This window comes from Shinella sp. Sh6 (assembly GCF_055392685.1).
The window spans coordinates 819,657-843,383 of sequence record NZ_AP044005.1; the positions used below are offsets into that span (position 1 = coordinate 819,657).

Annotated in this window: 24 protein-coding genes; 12 read left to right on the forward strand and 12 right to left on the reverse strand. The window is 67.8% G+C overall.

The window, feature by feature from the left end; all coding sequences use genetic code 11:
* The first annotated feature begins 72 nt into the window (after positions 1-72).
* Complete coding sequence (locus ACZ5TO_RS03905) at positions 73-1,074, forward strand: NAD(P)H-quinone oxidoreductase (RefSeq protein ID WP_464799615.1); 1,002 nt, start codon at positions 73-75, stop codon at positions 1,072-1,074.
* Between the two features lie 4 nt (positions 1,075-1,078).
* On the opposite strand, the gene ACZ5TO_RS03910 is transcribed toward ACZ5TO_RS03905, so the two are convergent.
* Together ACZ5TO_RS03910 and ACZ5TO_RS03915 are read right to left on the reverse strand one after the other, a co-directional pair.
* On the reverse strand, positions 1,079-2,506 hold the full coding sequence (locus ACZ5TO_RS03910) for an MFS transporter (protein ID WP_464799616.1): 1,428 nt from the start codon (positions 2,504-2,506) through the stop codon (positions 1,079-1,081).
* 344 nt (positions 2,507-2,850) lie between these two features.
* Positions 2,851-3,309, reverse strand: coding sequence for a carboxymuconolactone decarboxylase family protein (locus ACZ5TO_RS03915; RefSeq protein WP_464799617.1), 459 nt, complete (start codon positions 3,307-3,309; stop codon positions 2,851-2,853).
* 106 nt (positions 3,310-3,415) lie between these two features.
* Between ACZ5TO_RS03915 and ACZ5TO_RS03920 the strand changes: the two genes are divergently transcribed.
* The 3 genes from ACZ5TO_RS03920 (at position 3,416) to ACZ5TO_RS03930 (ending at position 5,874) form a co-directional block, all read left to right on the forward strand.
* On the forward strand, positions 3,416-4,282 hold the full coding sequence (locus ACZ5TO_RS03920) for a sigma-70 family RNA polymerase sigma factor (RefSeq protein ID WP_464799618.1): 867 nt from the start codon (positions 3,416-3,418) through the stop codon (positions 4,280-4,282).
* A 68-nt stretch (positions 4,283-4,350) separates the two neighbouring features.
* Entirely contained in the window at positions 4,351-5,358 is a 1,008-nt protein-coding gene (locus tag ACZ5TO_RS03925) for an asparaginase (RefSeq protein ID WP_464799619.1), read from the forward strand.
* A 120-nt stretch (positions 5,359-5,478) separates the two neighbouring features.
* Positions 5,479-5,874 carry a VOC family protein gene (locus tag ACZ5TO_RS03930; protein ID WP_184147212.1) on the forward strand — a complete coding sequence of 132 codons (396 nt, stop codon included), beginning with the start codon at positions 5,479-5,481 and terminating at the stop codon, positions 5,872-5,874.
* Positions 5,875-6,038: 164 nt separating this feature from the next.
* On the opposite strand, the gene ACZ5TO_RS03935 is transcribed toward ACZ5TO_RS03930, so the two are convergent.
* On the reverse strand, positions 6,039-6,284 hold the full coding sequence (locus ACZ5TO_RS03935) for a hypothetical protein (protein WP_464799620.1): 246 nt from the start codon (positions 6,282-6,284) through the stop codon (positions 6,039-6,041).
* A 103-nt stretch (positions 6,285-6,387) separates the two neighbouring features.
* Here ACZ5TO_RS03935 and ACZ5TO_RS03940 point away from each other — a divergent pair, with 103 nt between their 5' ends.
* Positions 6,388-7,329: a LysR substrate-binding domain-containing protein gene (locus ACZ5TO_RS03940; RefSeq protein ID WP_464799621.1), complete on the forward strand. Its 942-nt coding sequence runs from the start codon at positions 6,388-6,390 to the stop codon at positions 7,327-7,329.
* On the opposite strand, the gene ACZ5TO_RS03945 is transcribed toward ACZ5TO_RS03940, so the two are convergent.
* Positions 7,289-7,948, reverse strand: a complete 660-nt coding sequence (locus tag ACZ5TO_RS03945) for a glutathione S-transferase family protein (RefSeq protein ID WP_464799622.1) — start codon at positions 7,946-7,948, stop codon at positions 7,289-7,291. The two genes, ACZ5TO_RS03940 and ACZ5TO_RS03945, sit on opposite strands and share 41 nt — an antisense overlap.
* 163 nt (positions 7,949-8,111) lie before the next feature.
* Between ACZ5TO_RS03945 and ACZ5TO_RS03950 the strand changes: the two genes are divergently transcribed.
* Both ACZ5TO_RS03950 and ACZ5TO_RS03955 read left to right on the forward strand, forming a co-directional pair.
* Positions 8,112-8,498: a hypothetical protein gene (locus ACZ5TO_RS03950; protein WP_464799623.1), complete on the forward strand. Its 387-nt coding sequence runs from the start codon at positions 8,112-8,114 to the stop codon at positions 8,496-8,498.
* 72 nt (positions 8,499-8,570) lie between these two features.
* Positions 8,571-9,047, forward strand: a complete 477-nt coding sequence (locus tag ACZ5TO_RS03955; protein WP_464799624.1) for a copper chaperone PCu(A)C — start codon at positions 8,571-8,573, stop codon at positions 9,045-9,047.
* 21 nt (positions 9,048-9,068) lie between these two features.
* Here the strand turns inward: ACZ5TO_RS03955 and ACZ5TO_RS03960 are convergent, their stop codons facing one another.
* The 3 genes from ACZ5TO_RS03960 to ACZ5TO_RS03970 form a co-directional block, all read right to left on the reverse strand.
* Positions 9,069-9,470: a PIN domain-containing protein gene (locus tag ACZ5TO_RS03960; RefSeq protein WP_464799625.1), complete on the reverse strand. Its 402-nt coding sequence runs from the start codon at positions 9,468-9,470 to the stop codon at positions 9,069-9,071.
* On the reverse strand, positions 9,470-9,724 hold the full coding sequence (locus ACZ5TO_RS03965; RefSeq protein WP_464799626.1) for a type II toxin-antitoxin system Phd/YefM family antitoxin: 255 nt from the start codon (positions 9,722-9,724) through the stop codon (positions 9,470-9,472). The genes ACZ5TO_RS03960 and ACZ5TO_RS03965 overlap by 1 nt, the downstream gene beginning before the upstream one ends.
* 166 nt (positions 9,725-9,890) lie before the next feature.
* On the reverse strand, positions 9,891-11,270 hold the full coding sequence (locus ACZ5TO_RS03970) for a TIGR03808 family TAT-translocated repetitive protein (protein ID WP_464799627.1): 1,380 nt from the start codon (positions 11,268-11,270) through the stop codon (positions 9,891-9,893).
* 234 nt (positions 11,271-11,504) lie between these two features.
* Between ACZ5TO_RS03970 and ACZ5TO_RS03975 the strand changes: the two genes are divergently transcribed.
* Both ACZ5TO_RS03975 and ACZ5TO_RS03980 read left to right on the forward strand, forming a co-directional pair.
* A complete protein-coding gene (locus ACZ5TO_RS03975) occupies positions 11,505-13,805 on the forward strand; it encodes a putative bifunctional diguanylate cyclase/phosphodiesterase (protein ID WP_464799628.1) in 2,301 nt (766 codons plus the stop codon).
* 57 nt (positions 13,806-13,862) lie between these two features.
* Positions 13,863-14,309, forward strand: coding sequence for a MarR family winged helix-turn-helix transcriptional regulator (locus ACZ5TO_RS03980; RefSeq protein ID WP_464799629.1), 447 nt, complete (start codon positions 13,863-13,865; stop codon positions 14,307-14,309).
* Positions 14,310-14,352: 43 nt separating this feature from the next.
* Here ACZ5TO_RS03980 and ACZ5TO_RS03985 read toward each other — a convergent pair whose 3' ends face one another.
* Both ACZ5TO_RS03985 and ACZ5TO_RS03990 read right to left on the reverse strand, forming a co-directional pair.
* Positions 14,353-15,294: an IS110 family RNA-guided transposase gene (locus ACZ5TO_RS03985; RefSeq protein ID WP_464799630.1), complete on the reverse strand. Its 942-nt coding sequence runs from the start codon at positions 15,292-15,294 to the stop codon at positions 14,353-14,355.
* Positions 15,295-15,504: 210 nt separating this feature from the next.
* A complete protein-coding gene (locus ACZ5TO_RS03990) occupies positions 15,505-16,434 on the reverse strand; it encodes an IS110 family RNA-guided transposase (protein ID WP_464798847.1) in 930 nt (309 codons plus the stop codon).
* Between the two features lie 359 nt (positions 16,435-16,793).
* On the opposite strand from ACZ5TO_RS03990, the gene ACZ5TO_RS03995 reads away from it, so the two are divergent.
* Positions 16,794-17,804 (forward strand): ligase-associated DNA damage response exonuclease, encoded by a 1,011-nt coding sequence (locus ACZ5TO_RS03995; protein WP_464799631.1) that lies wholly within the window; start codon positions 16,794-16,796, stop codon positions 17,802-17,804.
* A gap of 200 nt (positions 17,805-18,004) precedes the next feature.
* Positions 18,005-19,630, forward strand: coding sequence for a cisplatin damage response ATP-dependent DNA ligase (locus tag ACZ5TO_RS04000; RefSeq protein WP_464799632.1), 1,626 nt, complete (start codon positions 18,005-18,007; stop codon positions 19,628-19,630).
* Between the two features lie 172 nt (positions 19,631-19,802).
* Here the strand turns inward: ACZ5TO_RS04000 and ACZ5TO_RS04005 are convergent, their stop codons facing one another.
* A complete protein-coding gene (locus ACZ5TO_RS04005; RefSeq protein WP_464799633.1) occupies positions 19,803-20,762 on the reverse strand; it encodes a glutathione S-transferase family protein in 960 nt (319 codons plus the stop codon).
* Between the two features lie 244 nt (positions 20,763-21,006).
* On the opposite strand from ACZ5TO_RS04005, the gene ACZ5TO_RS04010 reads away from it, so the two are divergent.
* On the forward strand, positions 21,007-21,783 hold the full coding sequence (locus tag ACZ5TO_RS04010) for a L,D-transpeptidase (protein ID WP_184145960.1): 777 nt from the start codon (positions 21,007-21,009) through the stop codon (positions 21,781-21,783).
* Positions 21,784-21,937: 154 nt separating this feature from the next.
* On the opposite strand, the gene purN is transcribed toward ACZ5TO_RS04010, so the two are convergent.
* Positions 21,938-22,603, reverse strand: a complete 666-nt coding sequence (gene purN / locus ACZ5TO_RS04015; protein ID WP_464799634.1) for a phosphoribosylglycinamide formyltransferase — start codon at positions 22,601-22,603, stop codon at positions 21,938-21,940.
* Positions 22,600-23,673 (reverse strand): phosphoribosylformylglycinamidine cyclo-ligase, encoded by a 1,074-nt coding sequence (purM, locus tag ACZ5TO_RS04020; protein WP_464799635.1) that lies wholly within the window; start codon positions 23,671-23,673, stop codon positions 22,600-22,602. The genes purN and purM overlap by 4 nt, the downstream gene beginning before the upstream one ends.
* Between the last annotated feature and the right edge of the window lie 54 nt (positions 23,674-23,727).

Genomic DNA, 23,727 nt, shown 5'->3' on the forward strand with positions numbered 1-23,727 from the left:
AAGCCGTTTCAAATGACCGCCGCTTTCCGCTAGAATTGCCCTCCATCGAGAAAGCGCCGGGGAGGCGGAACCATGTCACTTCCATCGACCATGTCCTATATCGGGCTTGCCGAGCACGGCGGGCCGGAAAACCTGACGGTGATGGAGGGGCCGGTCCCGCAGCCCCGCCCCGGCGAGATCCTCGTGCGCGTCGAGGCGGCGGGCATCAACCGGCCGGATATCCTCCAGCGCAAGGGCGATTATCCGCCGCCGCCGGATGCAAGCCCCATCCTCGGCCTGGAGGTGGCGGGCGAGATCGCTGCGCTCGGCGAGGGCGTCACCGGCTGGAAGGTCGGCGACAGGGTCTCAGCGCTGGCGAACGGGGGCGGCTATGCGCATTACTGCACCGTGCCGGCCGGCCAGGCGCTGCCTTTTCCAAAAGGCTATGACGCGGTGAAGGCCGCGGCCCTGCCGGAGACCTTCTTCACCGTCTGGGCGAACCTCTTCATGATGGCGGGCCTGAGGCCGGGCGAAAGCGTGCTCGTCCACGGCGGCACGAGCGGCATCGGCACGACGGCGATCCAGCTTGCCGTCGCCTTCGGCTGCCGCGTCTTCACCACGGCCGGAACAGCGGAGAAGTGCAGGGCCTGCCTTTCGTTGGGCGCCGCCCGGGCGATCAACTACCGCGAGGAGGATTTCGCCGCCGTCATCGCGGAGGAGACCGGCAAGGTCGGCGTCGACGTCGTGCTGGACATGATCGGCGCGGCCTATTTCGAGCGCAACCTGAAGTCGCTCGCCCGCGACGGGCGGCTCGCGATCATCGCCTTCCTCGGCGGCGTGGTCGCCGACAGGGTGAACCTCGCGCCGATCATGCTGCGGCGGCTCAACGTCATGGGCTCGACCATGCGCCCGCGCACGGCGGCGGAAAAGGAGGAGATCCGCGACGAGCTTCTGGCGCGGGTCTGGCCGCTCCTGGAGGAGGGGCGCATCGCCCCGGTGGTCGATGCGGTCCTTCCCTTCGACGAGGTCGGCGCCGGCCATCGCATGATGGAGCGCGGCGACCATATCGGCAAGATCGTGCTGACCTTCGAGTGAGCCGTCAGCCCGCCGCCCGCTCGCGCGGCAGGCCGATGGCAAGGAAGATCGCCAGCGCCGCCGGCAGGGCGAGCAGCGCATAGAGCCAGCGCGCGGCGACGAGCGCGCCGTCGACGCCGCCGGGCTCCACCAGCCCCGCCGAGTTGACGATGATGCCGGCGAGCGCCGCCCCGAAGGCAGCGCCCAGCGACTGCATGGTGGTGATCGCGGCCGACGCCTTGTCCGTCTCCCCGGCGGGGGCGAGATGCAGCACATGGGTGACGAGATGCGCCCAGCCCATGCCGATGCCGAAGCCCATGAGGAAGATGAGGAGCGTGGCGAGCGCCAGCACGGCGATGCTGCCCGCCGGATTGTGCCGCGCGAGCGCGAGGACGAGGAGAGCGGTCGCCAGCGCCTCGATGGCCGCGCCGATGACGATCACCCGGTTGGCGCGCCCGTCCCTGAGGCCGGCGGTGAGGAAGGCCGCGGCCGTCCAGCCGAGCGCGAGCAGCGCCACGAGATAGCCCGAGACGAGCGGGCTCACGCCATGCAGGACCTGCAGGAAATAGGGGATGTAGACATCCGAGCAGATCGTCACCAGCAGCATCAGCATGAGGAGGTAGACGCGGGCGAGCGGGGAGGAAAGGCGGATCGTGCCGGCCGGCAGCAGCCGCGCCTTCGCGCCCCGCTCGATGGCGATGGCCGCAAGGACGCCGGCGACGGCTGCGGCGGAGAGCAGGGCGCGAAGGGCCGGCGCTTCCGCGGAGCTGGCGAAGGAGAGCATGACGACGGCGGAAACGAGAAGGACGATCTGCGGGAAGGGCGTCTTCGTCGTCACCCGCTCGCCGTCGCCCTTCGGCAGCAGTTTCGGCGCGGCGGCGGCCATCAGTGCGGAGAGCGGCACGAGCAGCGCGAAGGCCTCGCGCCAGGCGCTGCCGGCGGCGAAGATGCCGCCGATGGTCGGGCCGAGGAAGGTGGCGATGCCCCAGGCGGCGGCATAGAGCGTGGACGCCGTGCTCCACAGCGGCTCGGGATAGACGAAGCGCACGAAGGCATAGCCGAGCGCGACGAGGAAGCCCGCGCCCAGTCCCTGCACCGCCCGGCCGACGAGCACCGTTTCCATGCTCGGCGAAAGCGCGCAGGCGAGGCTGCCGAGGCCGAAGAGGATCGCCCCGAAGACATAGCAGCGGTTGAGCGTGACGCCTTCCGGCCGCACGGCGACGAAGGTGGAGCCGAGCACGGAGGCCGCGACATAGGCCGTCGTCGCCCAGGCGAACAGCGAGAGCCCGCCGATATCGCGCACGATGGAGGGCATCAGCGTGGCGGTGATATAGGTCTCCACCGCATGCAGCATGATCCCGCCGCCCAGCATCAGCGTGCCGAACAGATAGGCGCGGGAGAACAGACTGGAAAGCCGCGGCGCGGCTTCCTTCGGGGCGGTATCGTCCGACATGGAAAGGCCTTTTGCAAAAGAGCTTCCGGAGAGGTGCCACGGCGCAACCACGAGTTCAAGCCGCGACTTTTCACTGGGTGGGGGACGAGGGGAGGGTATCCTTGCGAGCGGGAAAGGTATCCGGGGGGCACTCGGCAACGGCACGCACGTCGATACCTTTCCTCCTGCCTCTCCTCCGTCATGCTCGGGCTTGACCCGAGCATCCACGCTACAAGCGAGGGTCGTCCGTGGGACTGGATCCTCGGGTCAAGCCCGAGGATGACGGAAGTGGAGAGGGGAGCGCCGGCATGCTACAACGGCACGTAGCACCAGCAGGCAATGCCACCCGCACGGATGCCGCCGCCTTACGGCGCCCACTCGCCCGCGACCTGCCGGGTCGCCACGTTGAAGCGGTTCCACACGTTGATCGTGGCGATCTCCACGACGAGGGCGGCGAGCGCCGTTTCGTCGTAGTGGCGGGCGGCCTCGTTCCAGATCGTATCCGGCACCGGCTCCTCCCGGTCGGCGATGCGGGTCAGCGCCTCGGTGAGGGCGAGGGCGGCGCGCTCGGCATCCGTATAGAACGGCGCCTCCCGCCAGGCGGCGACCGAGAGGATGCGCCGGTCCGTCTCGCCGGCCTTCTTCATCATGCGCGGGTGGAGGTCGACGCAGAAGCTGCAGCCGTTGATCTGGCTGGCGCGCAGATGGACGAGCTGGGCGGTCTTTTCCGGCAGGCCGGTTTCCTGCGCGGCCTTCTGGAGGGCGCCCATGGCGGTCATGACGGCGGGCAGGACGGTGACTATATTGGTCATGCGGGATTGCATTTTCTGGCTCCTTGCAATGATTTGCGCTTCGACGCCGGCAAGCCGTCACATCGGCGCGGCTTGGTTCGTCATGGCTATGACGCCACCAGCAGAGGGAGTGTGACCGATGGGCGAGAAATTTTTTGGAGCAGGCCGTTTCGAGGCGGAGCGCGGGCGGCTTCATGCCGTGGCCTATCGCATGCTGGGCTCGTACGCCGAGGCCGAGGATGCGGTGCAGGAGGCCTGGCTTCGGCTGGAGCGCGCCGGCGAGGGCGGCATCGACAATCCCGCCGGCTGGCTCACCACGGTGGTCGGCCGCATCTGCCTCGACATGCTGCGCGCGCGCCTTCGCCGCCGCGAGGACCCGATCGACGGCGAGGCGGGCGAGGTTCAGCATGCCGATCCCGCCGCCGGCGCGGACGAACAGGCGGCGCTTGCCGATTCCGTCGGCCTTGCGCTCCTCGTCGTGCTGGAGCGGCTGACGCCGGCCGAGCGCCTCGCCTTCGTGCTGCACGACATGTTCGGCGTGCCCTTCGAGGAGATCGGCCGCATCGTCGAGCGCTCGCCCGTCGCCGCCCGCCAGCTTGCAAGCCGCGCCCGCCGCCGCGTGCAGGGCCTGCCGGATGCGCCGTCCGCCGATTACGAGCGGCGCAAGGGCGTGGTCGCCGCCTTCCTCGCCGCCTCGCGCGACGGCGATTTCGCCGGCCTTCTCGCCGTGCTCGATCCCGATGTCGTCTTCCATGCGGATGCCGATGCGGCCCGGCTCGCCTCGCTTGCCGACCTGCGCGGCGCGGCGGCCGTGGCGACGTTCTTCGACGGCAAGGCGACCGCCGCCCGGCTCGCCCTTGTCGATGGCAACCTCGGCCTTGCCGTCGTCCTCGGCGGGGCGCTTCGGGTCGTCGTGCGCGTCACGGTGGAAGGCGAGCGGATCGTCGCCATCGAATCGATCGCCGATCCGGCGCGCCTTGCCGCCTTCGAGGTGGAATATCTGTGAAACCGAGTGGGCAGGGGCGCGGATTTCGGCTAAGACCGCGCCCAATCACACGTTCGAGGAGGATGAGCATGGCCAACCCGGTTCTTGTCGAGGTCACGCGCGGCAATCTGGTGGAAAGCCGCCATCGCGGCATGGTCGTGGCGGTGGACGGCGACGGCAAGGTCGTCTTCTCGCAAGGCGATATCGACGCGGCCGTCTTCCCGCGCTCGGCCTGCAAGGCCATGCAGGGCCTGCCGCTGATCGAAAGCGGCGCGGCCGACGCCTACGGCTTCGGCGCGAAGGAACTGGCGCTTGCCTGCTCCTCGCACAGCGGCGAGCCGGAGCATGTGCGCCTTGCCGCAGGCATGCTCGCCGCCGCCGGCCTCGACGAGAGCGTTCTGGAATGCGGCGCGCACTGGTCCTTCGACCAGCCGGTGCTGATCGACCAGGTGCGCAGCCTCGACCGGCCGAGCGCCCTTCACAACAATTGCTCGGGAAAGCATGCCGGCTTCGTCTGCGCCGCCTGCCACGGCGGCACGGCGCTGAAGGGCTATGTGCGCTACGAGCATCCCGTGCAGGCGGAAATCCGCGGCGTCATGGAGGACCTGACGGGCGCGGCGCTCGGCACCGACAACTGCGGCAACGACGGCTGCTCCATCCCCACCTATGCCGTGCCGCTGAAGAGCCTTGCGCACGGTTTCGCGAAGATGGCGACCGGTACAAGCCTTGCGCCCGGGCGCGCCCGGGCCTCCCGCCGGCTGATGGAGGCCTGCATGGCCGAGCCCTTCTTCGTCGCCGGAACAAAACGCGCCTGCACGCGGCTGATGAAGATGGCGCCCGGCCGCATCTTCGCCAAGACGGGCGCGGAGGGCGTCTTCTGCGCGGCGATCCCGGAAAAGGGCATCGCCATCGCCCTAAAATGCGAGGACGGCACGACGCGCGCGGCCGAAAGCATGGTCGCCGCCACGCTCGCCCGCTTCTTCGCCAATGAGCCCGCCATTCACGGCGCGCTGATGGCCATGGCGAACCATTCCATGTCCAACTGGAACGGCATCCATGTCGGCGATGTCCGCGTGACGGACGCCTTCGCCGCCTGACGGCCGATTTTTTCGCGGGGGCTTGTCGGGACGGGGCGGGCGGCTACGTCCTTGTGGCAGGACGGGACGATCCGCCGCCGGCGGCGCCCCGCTTCGCAACCGAAAACCAGGAGGCCTTTCATGCGCATGATCTTCGTCAACCTTCCCGTCAAGGACCTGCCCGCCACCCGCCGCTTCTTCGGCGCGCTCGGCTATTCCTTCAACGAGCAGTTCAGCGACGACACCGCCGTCTGCATGGTGGTGGACGAGAACATCTTCGTCATGCACCTGACGGAGGAAAAATTCGCCCAGTTCGTCAACGGCAAGGTCGGCGACCCGGAACAGCAGACGCAGGTGCTGACCTGCCTTTCCGCCGCAAGCCGCCAGGAGGTCGACGACATCAAGGCCAAGGCACTCGCCGCCGGCGGGCGCGAATGGAAGCCGAACATCGAGTTCGGCCCGATGTACGGCTGCTCCTTCCAGGATATCAGCGGCAACGTCTGGGAATTCATGCACATGGACCAGATGGGCGGCTGATCCTTCGCGTACGGCGGCAGGACCCCTCCCCAACCCCTCCCCACAAGGGGGAGGGACTTAACCCTCGGCACACTCGGCATTCAAAAATCGAGGGAAAAGGGTGCTGCCAGCCTTTCTCCCCCCCTTGTGGGGGAGATGCCGGCAGGCAGAGAGGGTCTTCATATTCACCTTGCCGCCACCTTCACGGTCGCGGGAACGAGGGCGCGGTAGCAGCCTGCGAATTCCCGTTGACGGCGCGGCGCGGCCGGTTCCGCGTCGGCCTGCGGGCGGAAGAGGCCGAAGGGCAGGTCGCCGAGGCTGCGGGCGTCCATTGCCGCGATATCCGGATGGGACAGCGGGTCGCGCACCCAGACCGGCGTCTCCGCCCTGTCGGCGAGCACCTCGGCTACTCTTGAGAAAATCTTGAACATTGCCTTCTCCTTGCTGTTGATTATCATCGAAGACGGCTGATAATCGCGCGGACAAGGGGCGGCGGCAATCGAGTAGTTCGCGACAGGATTTTAGAAAAACTATATGCGCAACCTCAACCTCGTCCATCTCAACGGCCTGCGCGCGCTGGAAGCGGTGGGCCGGCTCGGCGCCTTGCAGGCGGCGGCGGAGGAACTCGGCGTGACGGTCGGGGCGGTCAGCCAGCAGGTCATCAAGGCGGAAGAGCAGCTCGGCCGGGCGATCTTCGAGCGCACGGCGCGGGGCCTGCGTCCCACGGCCTTCGGCGCCCCCTTCCTCGCGCGCCTTTCGGACGGTTTCCGCCAGCTTTCCGAGGCGGTCGCCACGACGCGGCGGCGGGACGACGCCATCCTCACCATTTCGGTCGCGCCGATCTTCGCCTCGCGCTGGCTCATCCACCGCATCGACCGCTTCACGGCCGCCCATCCCGATATCGGACTGCGCATCGAGGCGACGATGGCGCTGGTCGATCTCGCGCGCTCCGACGTGGATCTCGCCATCCGCGTCGGCCCGGGCGGCTGGCCGGGCGTTTCGGCGGAATTCCTGCTGCCGCAGGTGGTCTTCCCGGTCTGCGCGCCGGCGCTGGCGGAGAGGATCGCGACACCGCAGGATCTTTCCGCCCAGCCGGCGGTGGTCGACGGCAACGACGCCTTCACCTGGGAGCGCTGGCTTGACGCGGCCGGTTTCGACGTGCCGGCGCCGAAGGCCCGCCACGTCTTTTCCGATGCCTCGCTCTGCCTCGATGCGGCGCTGGCCGGGCAGGGGGTGCTGCTCGCCTATCCGGTGCTCGCCTCCTGGGCGCTGAAGGAGGGGCGGCTCGTCGCCCCGTTCCCCATCCGGGTTGAGACCGGCATGCGCTATTATTTCGTGACGGCCCCCGGCGTGCCGGAGCCGCGCAAGGTCACGCTGTTCAAGCGCTGGCTGCGCGAGGCGCTGGCCGAGGACGAGGACGGCTTTGCCGGCGCCGTCATTCCAGCTCCAGCTGCCGCGTCTCCATCATCGCCCTGAAGGCCGGTCGCGCCTGGCAGCGCTCCAGCCAGGCCTTGACGTGCGGCGCGTCCTCGAACAGCGCCGGCTGGCCCATCGCATAGCGGAAGACCTCCGCAAGGTTGAGGTCGGCGACGGTGAAGCGGTCGCCGACGACATGGCCGGTCGCGGCAAGGTGCTGGTCGAGCCGCCTGAAGGAGGTCTTCAACGCCTTGGCGGCGGCGCGGATGGTGAGGCGGCCCTGTTCGCTCCCGGCGGCGTTGGCGTCGAATGTCAGGACGATCTTCACGGCATGCGGCTCCACCTCGGTCGCCGCCCACATCGTCCATTGCAGCATCTCGGCCTCTTCCGTCAGCGTGCGGCCGGCAAGCGGCCCGCCGTGCTTGCGCGCGAGATAGAGGTTGATGGCGAGCGATTCCGTCATCACGAAGCCGCCGTCGTCGATGCAGGGAATGAGGCCGGTCGGATTGACGGAGAGGAAATCGGGCGAGCGCGTGTTGAGCGGCGCGTCCACCGCCAGCGGATCGTCGAGCCGGCGCGCCTGGACGACGGGCACCGAGACGAAGGGCAGGCCGAGTTCGCCGGCAAGCCAGTAGTTGCGCGAGGCGCGCGAGCGATAGACGCCGTAGATGGTGAGCATGGGGTCCTCCTGGTTCGCCGGCACATTAGGCGGGCGAGGGCGGCGGAGGTAGAGCGATCGCGTGATCCGTCGATGAATTCTCGTGATCGCACCGCAGTTTGCTTTATCGCATTGACCTGCCGCGCGGGGAGCGGAATAAGGACGGGGCAACCGGACGACACCGATGATGACGAAACGCACGACAGGCTGGGCCCTTTGCCTGCGCATCCTTTGCGCGGTCGGCCTGCTGTTCGTCGCTTTCGCCCATAGGCCGGCCGTCGCCGCAGGGCCCGGCCCCGCCGAGCTTGCCGCCTACGTCCTGCCGGACGGCTCGATGGCCGACCTCTGCATCAACGACACGGTCGACAACAAGATAAAGCCCGCGCCGGGGGCGAAGTGCGAGGCCTGCCGCATCGCCGGCGCCACGCTGCTGCCCGCGCCCGCCGATCGTGCCGGCACGGTCCTGACCGTCCGCCGCATCGCGCTTCTTCCGCCCATGGAAGAGGCGCTGCCCTCGCGGCGCGAACGCCCCGGCGCCCCGCCGCGCGCACCGCCTTTCCTCGCCGCCTGATCTTTCCCGATACGCGGCCGATGCAGCCTGCATCGCCTTTTCTTCGATAGAGGAAACCGAAAGGGTTTTTCCATGAAACGCATTCTCGCAACCGCTCTCGCGCTGGCCTTTTCCGCCGGGATCGCCTTCGCCCACGATTTCACGCTCGGCAATCTCGAGATCCATCACCCCGCCTCCAGGGCGACGCTGCCCGGCCAGCCCGTCGGCGGCGGGTTCCTCACCGTCACCAACAAGGGCGCGGAGGCCGACCGCCTCGTCTCCATCACCGCGCCGGATGTCTCCGACGACGTGCAGCTGCACGAAATGGCGATGGAAAACGACGTGATGAAGATGCGTCACCTGCCGGACGGCATCGAAATCCCCGCCGGCGCCACCGTGGAGCTGAAGCCCGGCGGCCTCCACGTCATGTTCATGAAGATCAAGCATCCCTTCAAGGAAGGCGAGAGCTTCAAGGCGACGCTGAATTTCGAGAAGGCCGGCAAGCTCGACGTCGACTTCAAGATCGAAGCCGCCAAACCCGGTGCCAGCCACGAGGCTCACGGCGGCTGACGTCCTCAGTCGCGCGGCCTGCTAGGCATCCCACGGATTGAGGCAGGCCGCACCGCTGTCGGCGAAGTCGGCGACATTGCGCGTGACGACGACGAGGTCGTGCACGATGGCGGTGGCGGCGATCAGCCCGTCCGCCCCGCCGCGGGGACGCAGGGCGGAAAGCCGCCCCCATTCCACGGCGACCCGGTCGGTGACCGGCAGGATGCGGGCGGCGTGGTCGTGCCGGAGGCGTGTGAGCCAGGCGGAAAGATGCGCGGCAGCCTGCGGATCGGAACGCTCCTTGAGGGCGATGCCGCGCATGATCTCGCCGAGCGTGATGACGCTGAGATGGAGCCGGTCCGGATCGACGGAGCGCATCCAGCCGAGCGCCTGCGGCGAGCCGCGCCGCGCCTCCGAAAGCACGTTCGTGTCGAGCAGGTACATCAGAGTTCCACGTCGCATCTCGGCCAGTCGGGACGGCTTTCCACCGCCTCGATCATCGCCTCGTCCCAGACGGGGCCGGCGAGCAGGTCGTCGACGAAATTCGGTCCTTCCGCCCTGAGCGCTCTGTAGTCCTCGATCGACAGGACGACGGCGGCCTGCTCGCCGCGCAGCGTCACCATCTGCGGCCCTTCGGTCCGCGCCTTCTGCACGACCTTGGAGAACTGGTTCTTCGCGTCCTGTAGCTGCCATTCCATGTGGCTGCCTCCTGGCTAGACTGTCTAGCCAAGATAAGTCCGGCTGCGCGAATCCGCAAGAACCGATGAAAAAGCGGATGAGGGGGCGGTGCGGAAGGCTGCCCCCTCATCCGCCATGCCGCCTTTCCATTCGGGCAAAAGGGAAAGGCGCATGCGGGGAACGGGTTCAGCCCGTCCGGTTCCGTTCGATCGTCAGGTGCGCGTAGGTCGAGCCCTCCTGTGCGAGATCGCCCGTCGCGCGCTCGTTCCAGCGGTAGCCGGCGATGGCGGCCTCGGGGGTCTCCTCGAAGATGTTGCCGGAGACGAGGGCCGAGCCCGCGTCCTCCACCACGCTGACGGCGCAGCCGACGGGGCTCCGGCGCACGAGGTTGCCGGTGGCGACGAGGCCGCGCATGTAAGGACCCCAGCCGAGCACGAGGCCCCATTTCGGCGCGTTCTCCACCGTGTTGCCGGAGACGACCGTGTCGGCCTCCACCGCGATGCCGAAGCCGAAGCCGGCGCCGTCGTGCACATAGGGGCCTTCGAGGCGCAGGTTGCGCACCACATTGCCGGTGACGCTGGCAAGCCGCCCGCCCTCGTTGAAGTTGACGATGAGGATGCCGTTGGCCGCCCCGTCGATCAGGTTGCCGTTGACGACGGCGCCCTCGAAGCCGAATTCGGAGTAGATCGCCGTCTCGCCGCTGCCAAGGCACGTATTGCCGGAGATCTGCACGTTCGAACCGGCATTGGAACGGATGGCGGAGAAGGCGCAGTCCGAGATATGGTTGCCCGAGATCATCACGTCGTCTGCGCGGAAGATGTTGATGCCGTTGCCGTATTGCCCGGTGCCGCCGCTGCGCGCGCCTATCCGGGCGATGCGGTTGCCGGTAACGATCGTGCCGTCGCGGCCCTTCTGCCAGCGGTGGACGAGGATGCCGCCGTCGCCGCAGTCGAAGACGTGGTTCGCGCAGACGGAGAGGTCGCGGCTTTCGACGGCATAGAGCGCATGTTCCGCCGCGCCGGAAATCCGGTTGCGCGTAATGAGCCCGCCGCAGCGCTCCAGGAAGAGCGCGGTCTTTCCCGCGCCCTTGATCTCGCAGTTCTCGATGACGACCTCGGCGATGCCGCTCATCGCGACGAGGCCCTGCACGGTGTCGTCCAGCCAGCGGTTCGCCCCGTCGATGACGAGATTGGAAAGCTCGATGCGTTTTGCCCCGTCGGCGGCGAAGAGATGGCCGTCGCCGCCGTAGAGGATGCGCGTGGCGCCGGCAACGCCGGTGAGCCGCGTGTTGTCGGGCAGGGTGACGTTGGAAACGGTATAGTCGCCGGGCGGCAGGAAGACGGGCATGTTCTTTCCCGCAGCCTCCCTCAGCAGGCGGGAGAAGGCCTTGCTCTTGCGGTCGTCCGCTCCCGGGCGCACGCCGTGCGCCGAGGCATCGATGCTGCCGCGAAGATCGACGTCGACGACCGGCAGGCGGCCCGTCTGCGCAAGGGCGGCCGGGGCGGTTGCAGCCGCGCCGGCGGCGCCAAGACCGAGGCCTGAGAGAAACAACCGTCTGGTAACCATGAAAACTCCTTGCCTCCCCGCAGAGCAGGAAGCGTGCCAAACGGATCTGTGCCGGAACGGGACAGTCCGGCTGCTGCCCGCAAGGGTTGTTTTTTGTGGGTGCAAGGCCCGGTTCCGCGGCATTTCTCCGGTTTCCTTTAGGGTTGGATAACGACTTGCGGTGTAGTTTTCGCTGTCCGGGCAGGGAGGAGCGGCCGGCGCCTTCCGGCCTGCGTTTGGAAATTGCAGGGGCTCATGTCGACGAATCTGTCTCAGCTTGGCAATGACGAGGCCGACCCGACGGCGCGCCTGATCTCGGCCAGCCGGCGCCTCATGAGCGAGGCGGAGCGGCTCTTCCCGCTTGCCACCGCGCAGAACGAGCGCACCCTCTGGCTCGAGGCCATGATCGACGAGGTGCCGGACTATCTCTACTTCAAGGACCGCAACAGCCGCTTCGTCGTCACCAATCGCGCCATCCTCAACGACAACCGGCGCGAGGGACTGGAGAGCCTGGAGGGCCTGTCCGATTTCGATATCCACCCCGAGCATGTCGCCCGCGGCTTCTTCAAGACCGAGCAGGAGATCATGCGCACGGGCGTGCCCATGCTCGACATGGAAGAGCTGATCCACGATGCCCGGGGCAACCTGAAATGGATGCTCTCCTCCAAGCTGCCGGTGCGCGACGCGAACGGCACGGTGATCGGCATGGTCGGCACCGCGCGCGACATCACCGAGCGCAAGCGTTCGGAAAGCCTGCATGTCGGCCAGGCGCACCTTCTCAAGATGATCGCGCTCGGCGCGCCGCTGGTCGAGGTCTTCTCCTCGCTGATCCTGCTCATCGAGGCGCATGTGCCGGATGTCACGGGCTCGATCCTGCTGCTCACCCCGGACGGGCGGCACCTCGTCAACGGTGCGGCGCCCAACCTCGATCCGGCCTATTGCGCGCTGGTCGACGGCATCGAGATCGGCCCGGCGGCCGGCTCCTGCGGAACGGCGATCTGGCGCAGCGAGCCCGTCATCGTCGCGGATATCGAGACCGATCCGCTCTGGGCGGCCTACAGGGCGCTCGCCGCGCCCTTCGGTTTTCGCGCCTGCTGGTCCTCGCCGATCCTTTCCTACCAGGGCAAGGCGCTCGGCACCTTCGCGCTCTATTCGCAAAAGCCGGGCGAGCCCACGGCCGAATGCCTCAAGCTCGTCGGCATGGCGACCCACATCGCCGGCATCGCCATCGAGCGCAAGGAGGCCGAGGACAGCATCCAGTTCATGGCCCATCACGATACGCTGACGGGCTTGCCGAACCGCTCCATGCTCGACGAGCGCGTCGCCTCGGCCATCGAGGCGGCGGACGACGGCGGCGGGGCGATGACGCTCGCCTTCATCGACCTCGACAATTTCAAGCTGGTCAACGACAGCCTCGGCCACCATGCCGGCGACGAGCTCCTGAAGATCGTCGCCGCGCGCATGCTCAAATGCGTGCGTCCCTCCGACAGCATCGTGCGCCTCGGCGGTGACGAGTTCGTCGTGCTCATCATCGGCGCGCTGCGCCGGGGCGAGACGGTGGAGGACAGGCTCAACGCCGTGCGCCAGTCCATCGCCGAGCCGGTGATGATCGAGGGCCGCTCCTTCCAGGTCACGGCCTCGATGGGCGTCGCCGCCTATCCCGAGCACGGCCGCAACGTCACGGAACTGCTCGCGCGCGCCGACGCCGCCATGTACCGCGCCAAGGAGATCGGCCGCGACGCCATGCAGGTCTTCACCGCCGAGCTCGCCAACCGCGCCCACGAGAAGCTGCAGAAGCAGGAGGAGCTGCGTCGCGCGCTCGCCCGCTCCGAGCTCTTCCTGCAGTACCAGCCGCAGATGGACCTCACCACCGGCCGCATCTTCGCCGTGGAGGCGCTGATCCGCTGGCGCCATCCCGAGCGCGGCCTCGTGCCGCCGGGCGATTTCATCCCGCTTGCCGAGGAAACGGGCCTCATCGGCCCCATCGGCGACTGGACGCTGCGCGCGGCCTGCCGGCAGAACAAGGCCTGGCAGGTCTCCGGCCTGCCGCCCATCGTCGTCAGCGTCAATGTCTCGGCCCGCCAGTTCCAGGAGAAGGACTGGGTGGAGCGCGTCGCCGAGGCGCTGGAGGAAAGCGGGCTGGAGGCGCGCTATCTCGAACTGGAGCTCACCGAGAGCATGATCATGGAGGACGTGCAGCAGGCGGTGGAGACCATGCACCGGCTGGAGCAGCTCGGCGTGCATCTCGCCATCGACGATTTCGGCACCGGCTATTCCAGCCTCAGCGCCCTCAAGCGCTTTCCCGTCGACCGCCTCAAGATCGACCGCTCCTTCGTCAAGGACCTGCCCGCCGATACCGACGACGCGGCGATCGCCAGGGCCGTCATCTCGCTTGCCCATTCGCTCCAGCTCCGCGTCATCGCCGAGGGCGTGGAGACGCGCGAGCAGATCGATTTCCTGCGCGCGGCCGGCTGCGACGAAATCCAGGGCTACTATCTCAGCCGCCCCATCGACGCGCGCGCCCTGCAGGCGATCCTCTGCATCCCCAACCTCTGACCGCCCGCCGCCCGGCGGTCTCTTGACATTGTTATGTTGATATCAACAATTGCCGGCATGACGGATGAGGCCCTGATTCCCTACGACACCACGCTCTTCGTGCGCGACCATTGCCTGTGCCTGCATGCGCAGCGCGCGGCGCGGGCGCTCGCCCGCCGCTTCGACGATGCGCTGCGCCCGCTCGGCCTCACCAACGGCCAGTTCTCGCTGCTGATGGCGCTGAACCGTCCCGAGCCGCCGCCGATGGGCCCGGTCGCCGCCGTGCTCGCCATGGACCGCACGACGCTGACGGCGGCGCTGAAGCCCCTCGAACGGCGCGGCCTCGTCTGCGTCGAGCCCGACCCGCGCGACCGCCGCGGCCGCCTGCTGCGCCTCACGCGGGAAGGCCGCCGCCTGCTGACCGAGGCCTTCCCCATCTGGCAGGACACCCACGCCAAACTCGACGCCGAGCTCTCCGCCGTCGACATGAACACGCTGCGGACGGGGATGATGGCGATTGCCTGAGGCGTGCCATTTCGGTGGATCCTCGGGTCAAGCAACCGTGGAGTCATTGAGAGAGGGCTGTTTGGGATCGGGCGATTGCATTGAGGATTGTCATGAGCTTTCGAATGGTTGCGACCATTGCGAGCTTGAATGGTTTTCCCCTGCCGCGCAGGCGCTGATAGAAGCCTGCCAGGACAGGGTCCTTTGCCTTGATGGCACTGAGGACCGCCATGTAGGCGATGTCGCGCAGATGTTTTCGGCCGCCCGAGCATCGCCCCGACCGATTGGAGGCCCCGGATTGGCGCGCATGGGGCGCGACGCCGACAAGCGCGGCGATTGCCTTGGCCGAAACGAAGCCCAGCTCGGGCAGGTCTGCCAGCAGGGTGCTGGCCAGAACCGGGCCGACGCCCTTGACGTCACGAAGCCTGTCATAGCGCTGCCGCAGATGGGTGTGCTCGACGAGGAGCACGCGCACGGCCCTGTCGAGCTGCTCGATATCCCGGGCGATGGCATCCAGCCGTTCCTGGACGAGGGAACGCACCAGCGGCTCGTCCTCGGTGTCGAGCAGGCTGGCAAGTCCGCTTCTTTCTGCCACCAGCCTGCGGCGATGGGCCAGGACGGCGCTGAGCCGCTGGCGGGCGGCATCGGGGCGCCAGGGTGTCAGGTTCTCCTGCGCGACGGCCAGGTAGCGGGCGATCATGGCTGCGTCGATGGCGTCGGTCTTGGCCAGCTGGCCGAGCGCACCCGCCAGCTGGCGCACGCGGGCCGGCGCCACGACGTACACCGTCATGCCGGCCGCATGGAGCGGTGCGATCAGCTTGCGCTCATAGCCGCCGGAGGCTTCCACCGCGACGGCACACCGCCCGAGGCCGGCCAGGCGCTGCACGAGGGCGCCGATGCCGTCTTGCGAGGCGGGACAGGAAAACCGCGTGCCTGCCGGATGGACAAAGACATCGAAGCGGGTCTTGCACACGTCGATGCCGACGAAGGGGAGATCATGTATCATGGCCTTGCTCCCAGGCTTGTGGTGCGGGCGAAAGCCCGAGCAACCGTTCGGGGTCAAAGGGAGCAGGCAGGGCCTTGCTCGACCGCGGCCTTCAAAGCCAACCCGAGGGAACGGCCACCTGCCTGCATCGGCCGGGATGCGCATCCCGGCCGATGCAGGCAGGTAAACCACATCTCATCCACACAAGCCCGAGCAACTGTGTTTGTGATGTCAAGTACGCACTGGTTTGTTGTCCCTGATAGCGGCATTGAGCGTGACGAGCAGGCGCCTTGCTATTGCGATGAGGACGAGTTTGGCGGGCTTTCCCTTTTCGCGCATGGCCTTGGCGATCGCCTGGAAGGGACCCGAGCGGCAAGCGGCCAGGGCTGCCATGTAGAGAGCGTCGCGAACCCGCTTCCGCCCGCCCCAGATACAGCGCCTGCCCCGCAGGTTGCCTGAATCGCAGGCGATCGGCGCCAGCCCGGCAAGGGCGCTGATGGCCCGCCGGTTCCGCTTGCCCAGTTCCGGCATGTGGGCAAGCAGGACCCTTGCCGTGACAGGCCCGATGCCCGGTGCCGAGCGTAGGATGGCCTCCTCCTGCAAAAGGGTGTGCGCCGATGCCAGGAGCGCGTCCATGCGCGCCTGCAGGGCAGCGATCTGGCGGTCGAGCATGTCGATCACCTGCAGGAGGCTTGCCTTCATCCAATCGGCATGGGGCTCGGCCAGACGGATGCGCTCGCTCTTGCGCATCTCCACCAGCTGGTCGCGCCGGTCCATGAGCACACGCAGTTCCTGCCGTTCCGGTTCGCACGGTTCCTCGTCCGGCAAGGGCATCGCCGCACCGTAGCGGGCCAGCATCATCGCATCGACCCGGTCCGTCTTGGCCAGGAAGCCGGCAGACCTTGCGAACTGGCGGGCCTTGCGCGGGTTGGCACGGTGGAACCGCTGGCCCGCACCATGCAGGTGAAGCCGCAGCGCCCGGTCATAAGGGCCCGTCGCCTCAAGCACGCACAAGCCGCCCTGCCGCTCCAGCAGCTCGACAAGCGCCGCATGCCCCTTGGCGTCATTGGCAAGGCGGTACCGTCGTGCCTGCGGATGGATGTAGCAATCCAGCCAGCCCTTGGAAACGTCGATCCCGATGAAACAAGATGCTATCGTCATGATGCCCGGCCTTATCCTGCGGGATCGCCGCGTCTACGGCCTCCCGGTCAACTGTTCGGGTGAAGCATGCAAAACGGCAGCGTACCGTGCTCGGACACGGTCTCTGGCGACCTGGGATGACAAGGTACGCTGCCGCAACGCGAACATACAATATTCTCGCGCAATACACAGATAAGGATGACGGAGGGGAGGGGATTGCTGCGCTCCCCTTGAACGGTGCGGCATCCGGAACGCTTGCGTGAGTTCCCTTCCTCTCTTCTGTCGTCATCCTCGGGCTTGACCCGAGGATCCACCCGCCGGGCACGCCATCCACCATTCCCCCACTGGAAGCCGGCGCGAAAGCCGCTATCTTCCCCGCCATGAAGCCAGACCAGCTCCTCCGCCCGGCGCCCGCCGGCCTCTATTGCCCGGCCGGCGATTTCTACGTCGACCCGGTGCGCCCCGTCGCAAGGGCGCTGATCACCCACGGCCATGCCGACCATGCCCGGGCCGGCCACGGCGCGGTGCTGGCGACGCGCGAGACGCTGGACATCATGGCGATCCGCTACGGCGAGGACTTTTGCGGCACCATGCAGGCCGCCGCCCTCGGCGAGCGCATCGACCTTTCCGGCGTCGCCGTCTCCTTCCACCCGGCCGGCCATGTGCTCGGCTCCGCGCAGATCGCCGTGGAGAAGAGCGGCCTCACCATCGTCGCCTCGGGCGACTACAAGCGCGGCACCGATCCGACCTGCGCGCCCTACGAGCCGGTCCCCTGCGACGTCTTCATCACCGAGGCGACCTTCGGCCTGCCGGTCTTCCACCACCCGGACCCGAGGGCCGAGATCGGCAAGCTCCTCACGTCGCTGAGGCAATTTCCCGAGCGCACCCATCTCGTCGGCGCCTATTCGCTCGGCAAGGCGCAGCGCGTCATCCGCCTTTTGCGCGATTGCGGCCATGACGCGCCGATCCATATCCACGGCTCGCTGGCGCGGCTGTGCGACTACTATGTCGGCCGCGGAATCGACCTCGGCGAGCTTCGCCCCGCAACGCTCGAAAAGAGCAGCCCCGCCGATTTCCGCGGCGCCGTTGTCGTCGGCCCGCCCTCGGCCTTCGCCGACCGCTGGGCGCGCCGCTTCAACGAGCCGCTCGTCGCCTTCGCCTCCGGCTGGATGATGGTGCGCCAGCGGGCGAAACAGGGCGGCGTTGAACTGCCGCTCGTCATCTCCGACCATTGCGACTGGCCGGAACTCACCGCCACGATCCGCGAGCTCGCGCCCAGCGAGGTCTGGGTAACGCACGGCCGCGAGGAGGCGCTGGTGCGCTGGTGCGAGCTTGCCGGCGTGCCCGCACGGCCGCTGCATCTGGTGGGCTATGAGGATGAGGGGGATTGAATGATTTCGTCTTTCCGGGTTGAGCGATGCGGGCGTGGCTTACCCCCCTCTGCCCTGCCGGGCATCTCCCCCACAAGGGGGGAGATCGGCTTGGGGCGAAGCGGTGCCACGATTCAATCTCCCCACCTGTGGGGGAGATGCCCGGCAGGGCAGAGGGGGGTGTCCCATCCGCCACGGTGCCCTATCGGAGGCGCCCGCCCATGAAAGCCTTCGCAACCCTCCTCGACCGCCTCGTCCTCACCCCCGCGCGCAACGGCAAGCTGAAGCTGCTCGCCGATTATTTCCGCGATACGCCCGATCCCGACCGCGGCTACGGCCTTGCCGCCATCGCCGGCACGCTGGACTTGAAGGGCGTCAAGCCCGCGCTGCTGCGCGAGCTCGTGCTGGAGCGCATGGACGAGGTGCTGTTCCGCTATTCCTACGACTATGTCGGCGACCTTGCCGAGACCATCGCGCTCGTCTGGAGCGAGGAGGGGAAGGACCTGCCGCCGGAGGCGGACGAACCGCGGCTCGGCGCGGTCGTCGCCCGCATGAATTCGCTCGGCCGCACGGAGGTGCGCGCCGCCGTGCGCGATCTTCTCGACCGGCTCGACCCTTCCGCCCGCTTCGCCTTCCTGAAGCTCGCGACCGGGGGGCTGCGCATCGGCGTCTCGGCGCGCCTTGCCAAGCAGGCGCTTGCCGATTTCTCCGGCAAGGACGTCGCGGAGATCGAGACGCTGTGGCACGGCCTCGCGCCGCCCTACGAGCCGCTCTTCGCCTGGCTGGAGGGCCGCGCGGAACGCCCGGTGCTGGCGACGCCCGCCATCTTCCATTCCGTCATGCTGGCAAACCCGGTGGGCGAGGGCGACCTCGACGCGCTCGACCCCGCCGATTTCGCCGCCGAATGGAAATGGGACGGCATCCGCGTGCAGCTCTCCGCCGCCGGCACGACGCGCCGGCTCTATTCGCGCTCGGGCGACGACATCTCCGCCGCCTTCCCCGACGTGCTGGAGGCCGTCGGCTTCGAGGGGGTCATCGACGGCGAGCTGCTGGTCGGTGGCACGGCGCGCACCAACAGCCCGACGCGCACCTTCTCCGATCTCCAGCAGCGCCTCAACCGCAAGACCGTGACTGGCAGGATGCTGGAGGACTATCCCGCCTTCGTGCGCGCCTACGACGTGCTCTTCGACGGCGAGGAGGACGTGCGGCCGAACCCCTTCACCGCCCGCCGCGCCCGGCTTTCCGGCCTCATCGGCAAGGCCCCGCACGACCGTTTCGATCTCTCGCCGCTCGTGCCATTCTCGAACTGGGGAGAACTGGAGGCGCTGCGCCGCGAGCCGCCCGACCCGGTGATCGAGGGGGTGATGATCAAGCGGCTCGACAGCCCCTACCAGGCCGGCCGCCTCAAGGGGCCGTGGTTCAAGTGGAAGCGCGATCCCTACAATATCGACGCGGTGATGATGTATGCCCAGCGCGGCCACGGCAAGCGCTCCAGCTACTATTCCGATTTCACCTTCGGCGTGTGGACGCAAGGCGAGGGCGGCGACGTGCTGGTGCCGGTGGGCAAGGCCTATTTCGGCTTCACCGATGCGGAACTGGAAGTGCTCGACCGCTTCGTGCGCAACAACACGACGGACCGCTTCGGCCCCGTGCGGGCGGTGCGCGCCGAGCCGGGCTTCGGCTTCGTGCTGGAAGTCGCCTTCGAGGGCATCAACCGCTCCACCCGCCACAAATCCGGCGTCGCCATGCGCTTCCCCCGCATCGCGCGGCTGAGAGAGGACAAGCTGCCGGCCGATGCCGACCGGCTGGAGACGCTGATGGCGATGGTGGAGGCGAAGGAGGGGTAGGGGGCTCGCGGGAGATTGCCCCTCACCCTAACCCTCTCCCCGCAAGCGGGGCGAGGGGACTTGCCCCACGAGCGGACATTGGGAGAGGAAACCGGCGCGGCATATCCCTTCGCCCCGCTTGCGGGGAGAAGGTGGCCGGCAGGCCGGATGAGGGGCGTTTACAGCGAACCGATCAGAACCCCAGCGCCGAAAGATCCGGCCCCAGCGGCACGATGCGGTTCGGGTTGAGCGCCTTGATCGAATAATAGCCCTGCTTGATATGGTCGATGTTCACCGTCCCGCGCACGCCGGGCAGATCGAGTACGCGCCGCGTATAGGCCGAAAGCGCCGGATAGTCGGCAAGGCGCCGGCGGTTGCACTTGAAGAGGCCGTAATAGGCCGCATCGAAGCGGATGAGCGTGACGAAGAGCCGGATATCGGCCTCGGTGAAGCTCTCGCCCGTCAGGAAAGCCCGTCCGTCGCCAAGGCGGGCCTCCAGCTCGTCCAGCATGGCGAAGACGCCCTGATAGGCCTCCTCGTAGGCGACCTGCGTGGTGGCGAAGCCCGCGCGGTAGACGCCGTTGTTGAGGGCGGGATAGATGCGTTCGTTCAACCCGTCGATCTCGCCGCGCAGCGCCTCGGGATAGAGGTCGACGCTCTCGTCCGAAAGCGCGCCGAAGCCGCTGTTCAGCATGCGCACGATATCGGCGGATTCGTTGTTGACGATGGTCTTCCTTTCCCTGTCCCACAGCACGGGCACGGTGGCCCGGCCGGTGAAGGTGGGCTCGGCGCGGGAATAGAGTTCGTGGAGATAGGTCGCGCCGTTGAGGTCGTCGCGGTTCGATCCCGGATAGTCGCCGAAGCGCCAGCCCTCGTCGGACAGCACCGGCTCGACGACCGAGACGGAAACGACGTCCTCCAGCTTCTTCAATTTGCGGGCGATCAGCGTGCGCGAGGCCCAGGGGCAGATATAGGCGACATAGAGGTGATAGCGGCCCTTGGCGGCGGCAAAGCCGCCTTGGCCGGTCGGGCCGGCGCTGCCGTCCGGCGTCACCCAGTTGCGGAAACTGGAGACCTGCCGCACGAAGCCGCCCTTGGCGTCGATCGCCTGAACTGGCTGCCAGTCTTGCGTCCACTTGCCGTTGACGAGCATCGCGCACCTTCCTTTCGTCGTGTCCCCTGAAGTATTCCCCGCGCGTGCGAAGGGCAATCGCGCCGCCGTTTGACACAGCGTTCACAAAGCGGCGGGACGCCGAAAAATGATGCCCGCAAGCCACAGGTCAGCCGCAAATGCCACATTTGGGGCAGGATTGTGGACCTAATTGGCGCCTCGTTAGTTAGTGATTCAGCTCTCGCCTTCATTTTCTCCTTCCGCAAAACGGATATCGACGCTCTTCATGACCGACACCGCGCTCTCCCGCCGCCGCTTCCTGCAGTTCACCGGCCTTGCCATGGCAGGCGGCCTTGCCGGCTGCACCTCCTCCATGAACACCGATCGCTTCCGCTACGAGACGCGGCCCTATTTCCGCAATTCCGCGCTGGAAGGCCGGCCGGAATATATCGACAACAGGGGGCCGATCGGCCTCTACGGCCAGACGCCGCCCTCCGGCCTTCTGCCCGAATCCTCGCAATACGCCTCGATCTACGGCCCGGTGAGCGACGGCGGCTTCCAGGTGCCGGCCGTGCCCTACCAGCAGATCGACCCGCGCTTCTACCGGCAGGAGGTCGAAAGCCCCTTCGCCGAAAAGCCGGGCACGATCATCGTCGATACGGGTAACCGCTTCCTCTATCTCATCCTGCCGAACGGCCGGGCCATGCGCTACGGCGTCGGCATCGGCCGCGAGGGCTTCGCCTGGTCGGGCCGCGGCGTCATCCAGTGGAAGCAGACCTGGCCGAAATGGACGCCGCCGGACGAGATGGTCGCGCGCCAGCCGGAACTCATCAAATATTCGAGCGCCAACGGCGGCATGCCCGGCGGCCTCAACAACCCGCTCGGCGCCCGCGCGCTCTACATCTTCCAGAACGGCAAGGACACGCTCTACCGCCTGCACGGCTCGCCGGAGTGGAAATCCATCGGCAAGGCCGTCTCTTCCGGCTGCGTGCGCATGCTCAACCAGGATGTCATCGATCTCTACGACCGCGTGAAGGGCAAGGCGCCGATCCTGGTGATCTGAGGGGAAGAAAGACCCCTCCCTAAATCCCTCCCCACAAGGGGGAGGGACTTAACGTGCGGCACTCTCAGCGGTAAATTTCAAGGAAAAGCAAGCTGCTAGCTTTTCTCCCCCCTTGTGGGGGAGATGGCCGGCAGGCCAGAGAGGGCCTTGTTTCCTAACCCGCCGCCGGCGAAATCAGGCACGCGCCGTCCACGGCCGGCAAATCCCCCGCCGCGACCGCCTTGCCCCCCTCCATCCGCACCTTGCCTTCCGCGACGAGACGCAGCGCCAGCGGGTAGCTCCGGTGCTCGACCGTCAGCACGCGCGCGGCGAGCGTGTCGGCGGTGTCGGCGGACAGCACCGGCACGGCGGCCTGCACGATCGCCGGGCCCTCGTCCATGCCCTCCGTCACGAAATGCACCGTGCAGCCGGCGATCCGCATGCCCGCGTCGATGGCGCGCTGATGCGTGTGGAGGCCGGGAAAGAGCGGCAGCAGGGACGGGTGGATGTTGAGGATGCGGCCTTCGTGGCGCTGGATGAAAGCGCCGGAGAGAAGGCGCATGTAGCCGGCAAGGCAGACGATATCCGGCGAAAGCGTATCGAGCGCATCGAGGATCGCCGCCTCGTGCGCTTCCTTGCTCGGAAAATCCCGGCGCAGGAAGGTGCGGGTCGCAATGCCGAGCGCCTCGGCCTTCGCAAGCCCGCCGGCCTCCGCCTTGTCGGAGAAGACCGCGACGATCTCCGCCGGAAAATCCGCCGCCGCGCAGGCTTTGGCCAGCGCCAGCATGTTGGAGCCGCCGCCGGAGATGAAGGCGACGACGCGCTTGCGGGCGCCGCTCATAGGGCGAGCGTGCCCTTGTAGATCGTGCCGGCAGCGCCTTCCACGCGGGCGACCATGCGGCCGAGGCGGAAGACGCTTTCGCCCTCGCGGGTAAGCACGGCGGCAACCGCGTCGGCCTTGTCCTCCGGCACCACGGCGATCATGCCGACGCCGCAGTTGAAGGTGCGCAGCATTTCCGTCGCTTCCACGCCGCCGGTCTTCGCAAGCCAGGAGAACACGGCCGGCGCCCTGACGGCGGCAAGGTCGATCTCGGCGGCAAGGTGTTTTGGCAGCACGCGCGGAATGTTCTCCGGGAAGCCGCCGCCGGTGATATGCGCCAGCGCCTTGATCGCGCCCGTCTCGCGGATCGCTTTCAGCAGCGGCTTCACATAGATCTTCGTCGGCGTCAGCAGCGCCTCGCCGAGCGTCCTGCCGGCCTCGAAGGGGGCCGGCGCGTCCCAGGCAAGGCCCGAGAGCGTGACGATCTTCCGCACCAGCGAATAGCCGTTGGAATGGACGCCCGAGGAGGCAAGGCCGAGGATGACGTCGCCTTCGGAAATGTCGCCCGCCGGCAGCAGTTGGCCGCGTTCTGCCGCGCCGACGGCAAAGCCGGCAAGGTCGTAGTCGCCATGCGAATACATGCCGGGCATTTCGGCCGTTTCGCCGCCGATGAGGGCGCAGCCCGCCTGCCGGCAGCCTTCCGCGATGCCCTCGACGATGGCCGCGCCCTGCTCGGGATCGAGCTTGCCGGTCGCGAAATAGTCGAGGAAGAAGAGGGGTTCGGCGCCCTGAACCACGAGGTCGTTGACGCACATGGCGACGAGATCGATGCCGACCGTGTCGTGCCGGTCCGCGTCGATGGCGATCTTCAGCTTGGTGCCGACGCCGTCGTTGGCCGCAACGAGGACCGGATCGGAAAAGCCGGCCGCCTTGAGGTCGAAGAGCCCGCCGAAGCCGCCGATCTCGCCGTCGGCGCCCGGGCGGCGGGTGGAGCGCACCGCCGGCTTGATCTTCTCGACCATCAGGTTGCCCGCGTCGATGTCGACGCCCGCATCGCTATAGGTCAGACCGTTCTTTCCCGACTGGCTCATGCTCTCGTCTCCGGCTTGGGGGCTGCTCGCGCCCGATTGGCATGGCGGGGCGGC

Excerpts from the sequence above, each read along its gene's own strand:
- purN (WP_464799634.1), bottom strand. The coding sequence starts at position 22,603 with ATGAGCGGCGCCCGCAAGCGCGTCGTCGCCTTCATCTCCGGCGGCGGC.
- ACZ5TO_RS03915 (WP_464799617.1), bottom strand. The coding sequence starts at position 3,309 with ATGCAATCCCGCATGACCAATATAGTCACCGTCCTGCCCGCCGTCATG.
- ACZ5TO_RS03975 (WP_464799628.1), top strand. The coding sequence starts at position 11,505 with ATGTCGACGAATCTGTCTCAGCTTGGCAATGACGAGGCCGACCCGACG.
- ACZ5TO_RS03925 (WP_464799619.1), top strand. The coding sequence starts at position 4,351 with ATGGCCAACCCGGTTCTTGTCGAGGTCACGCGCGGCAATCTGGTGGAA.
- ACZ5TO_RS03965 (WP_464799626.1), bottom strand. The coding sequence starts at position 9,724 with ATGGAATGGCAGCTACAGGACGCGAAGAACCAGTTCTCCAAGGTCGTG.
- ACZ5TO_RS03940 (WP_464799621.1), top strand. The coding sequence starts at position 6,388 with ATGCGCAACCTCAACCTCGTCCATCTCAACGGCCTGCGCGCGCTGGAA.
- ACZ5TO_RS03985 (WP_464799630.1), bottom strand. The coding sequence starts at position 15,294 with ATGATACATGATCTCCCCTTCGTCGGCATCGACGTGTGCAAGACCCGC.
- purM (WP_464799635.1), bottom strand. The coding sequence starts at position 23,673 with ATGAGCCAGTCGGGAAAGAACGGTCTGACCTATAGCGATGCGGGCGTC.
- ACZ5TO_RS03950 (WP_464799623.1), top strand. The coding sequence starts at position 8,112 with ATGATGACGAAACGCACGACAGGCTGGGCCCTTTGCCTGCGCATCCTT.
- ACZ5TO_RS03980 (WP_464799629.1), top strand. The coding sequence starts at position 13,863 with ATGACGGATGAGGCCCTGATTCCCTACGACACCACGCTCTTCGTGCGC.
- ACZ5TO_RS04005 (WP_464799633.1), bottom strand. The coding sequence starts at position 20,762 with ATGCTCGTCAACGGCAAGTGGACGCAAGACTGGCAGCCAGTTCAGGCG.
- ACZ5TO_RS03970 (WP_464799627.1), bottom strand. The coding sequence starts at position 11,270 with ATGGTTACCAGACGGTTGTTTCTCTCAGGCCTCGGTCTTGGCGCCGCC.
- ACZ5TO_RS03905 (WP_464799615.1), top strand. The coding sequence starts at position 73 with ATGTCACTTCCATCGACCATGTCCTATATCGGGCTTGCCGAGCACGGC.
- ACZ5TO_RS04010 (WP_184145960.1), top strand. The coding sequence starts at position 21,007 with ATGACCGACACCGCGCTCTCCCGCCGCCGCTTCCTGCAGTTCACCGGC.
- ACZ5TO_RS03990 (WP_464798847.1), bottom strand. The coding sequence starts at position 16,434 with ATGACGATAGCATCTTGTTTCATCGGGATCGACGTTTCCAAGGGCTGG.
- ACZ5TO_RS03960 (WP_464799625.1), bottom strand. The coding sequence starts at position 9,470 with ATGTACCTGCTCGACACGAACGTGCTTTCGGAGGCGCGGCGCGGCTCG.
- ACZ5TO_RS04000 (WP_464799632.1), top strand. The coding sequence starts at position 18,005 with ATGAAAGCCTTCGCAACCCTCCTCGACCGCCTCGTCCTCACCCCCGCG.
- ACZ5TO_RS03945 (WP_464799622.1), bottom strand. The coding sequence starts at position 7,948 with ATGCTCACCATCTACGGCGTCTATCGCTCGCGCGCCTCGCGCAACTAC.
- ACZ5TO_RS03955 (WP_464799624.1), top strand. The coding sequence starts at position 8,571 with ATGAAACGCATTCTCGCAACCGCTCTCGCGCTGGCCTTTTCCGCCGGG.
- ACZ5TO_RS03930 (WP_184147212.1), top strand. The coding sequence starts at position 5,479 with ATGCGCATGATCTTCGTCAACCTTCCCGTCAAGGACCTGCCCGCCACC.
- ACZ5TO_RS03935 (WP_464799620.1), bottom strand. The coding sequence starts at position 6,284 with ATGTTCAAGATTTTCTCAAGAGTAGCCGAGGTGCTCGCCGACAGGGCG.
- ACZ5TO_RS03995 (WP_464799631.1), top strand. The coding sequence starts at position 16,794 with ATGAAGCCAGACCAGCTCCTCCGCCCGGCGCCCGCCGGCCTCTATTGC.
- ACZ5TO_RS03910 (WP_464799616.1), bottom strand. The coding sequence starts at position 2,506 with ATGTCGGACGATACCGCCCCGAAGGAAGCCGCGCCGCGGCTTTCCAGT.
- ACZ5TO_RS03920 (WP_464799618.1), top strand. The coding sequence starts at position 3,416 with ATGGGCGAGAAATTTTTTGGAGCAGGCCGTTTCGAGGCGGAGCGCGGG.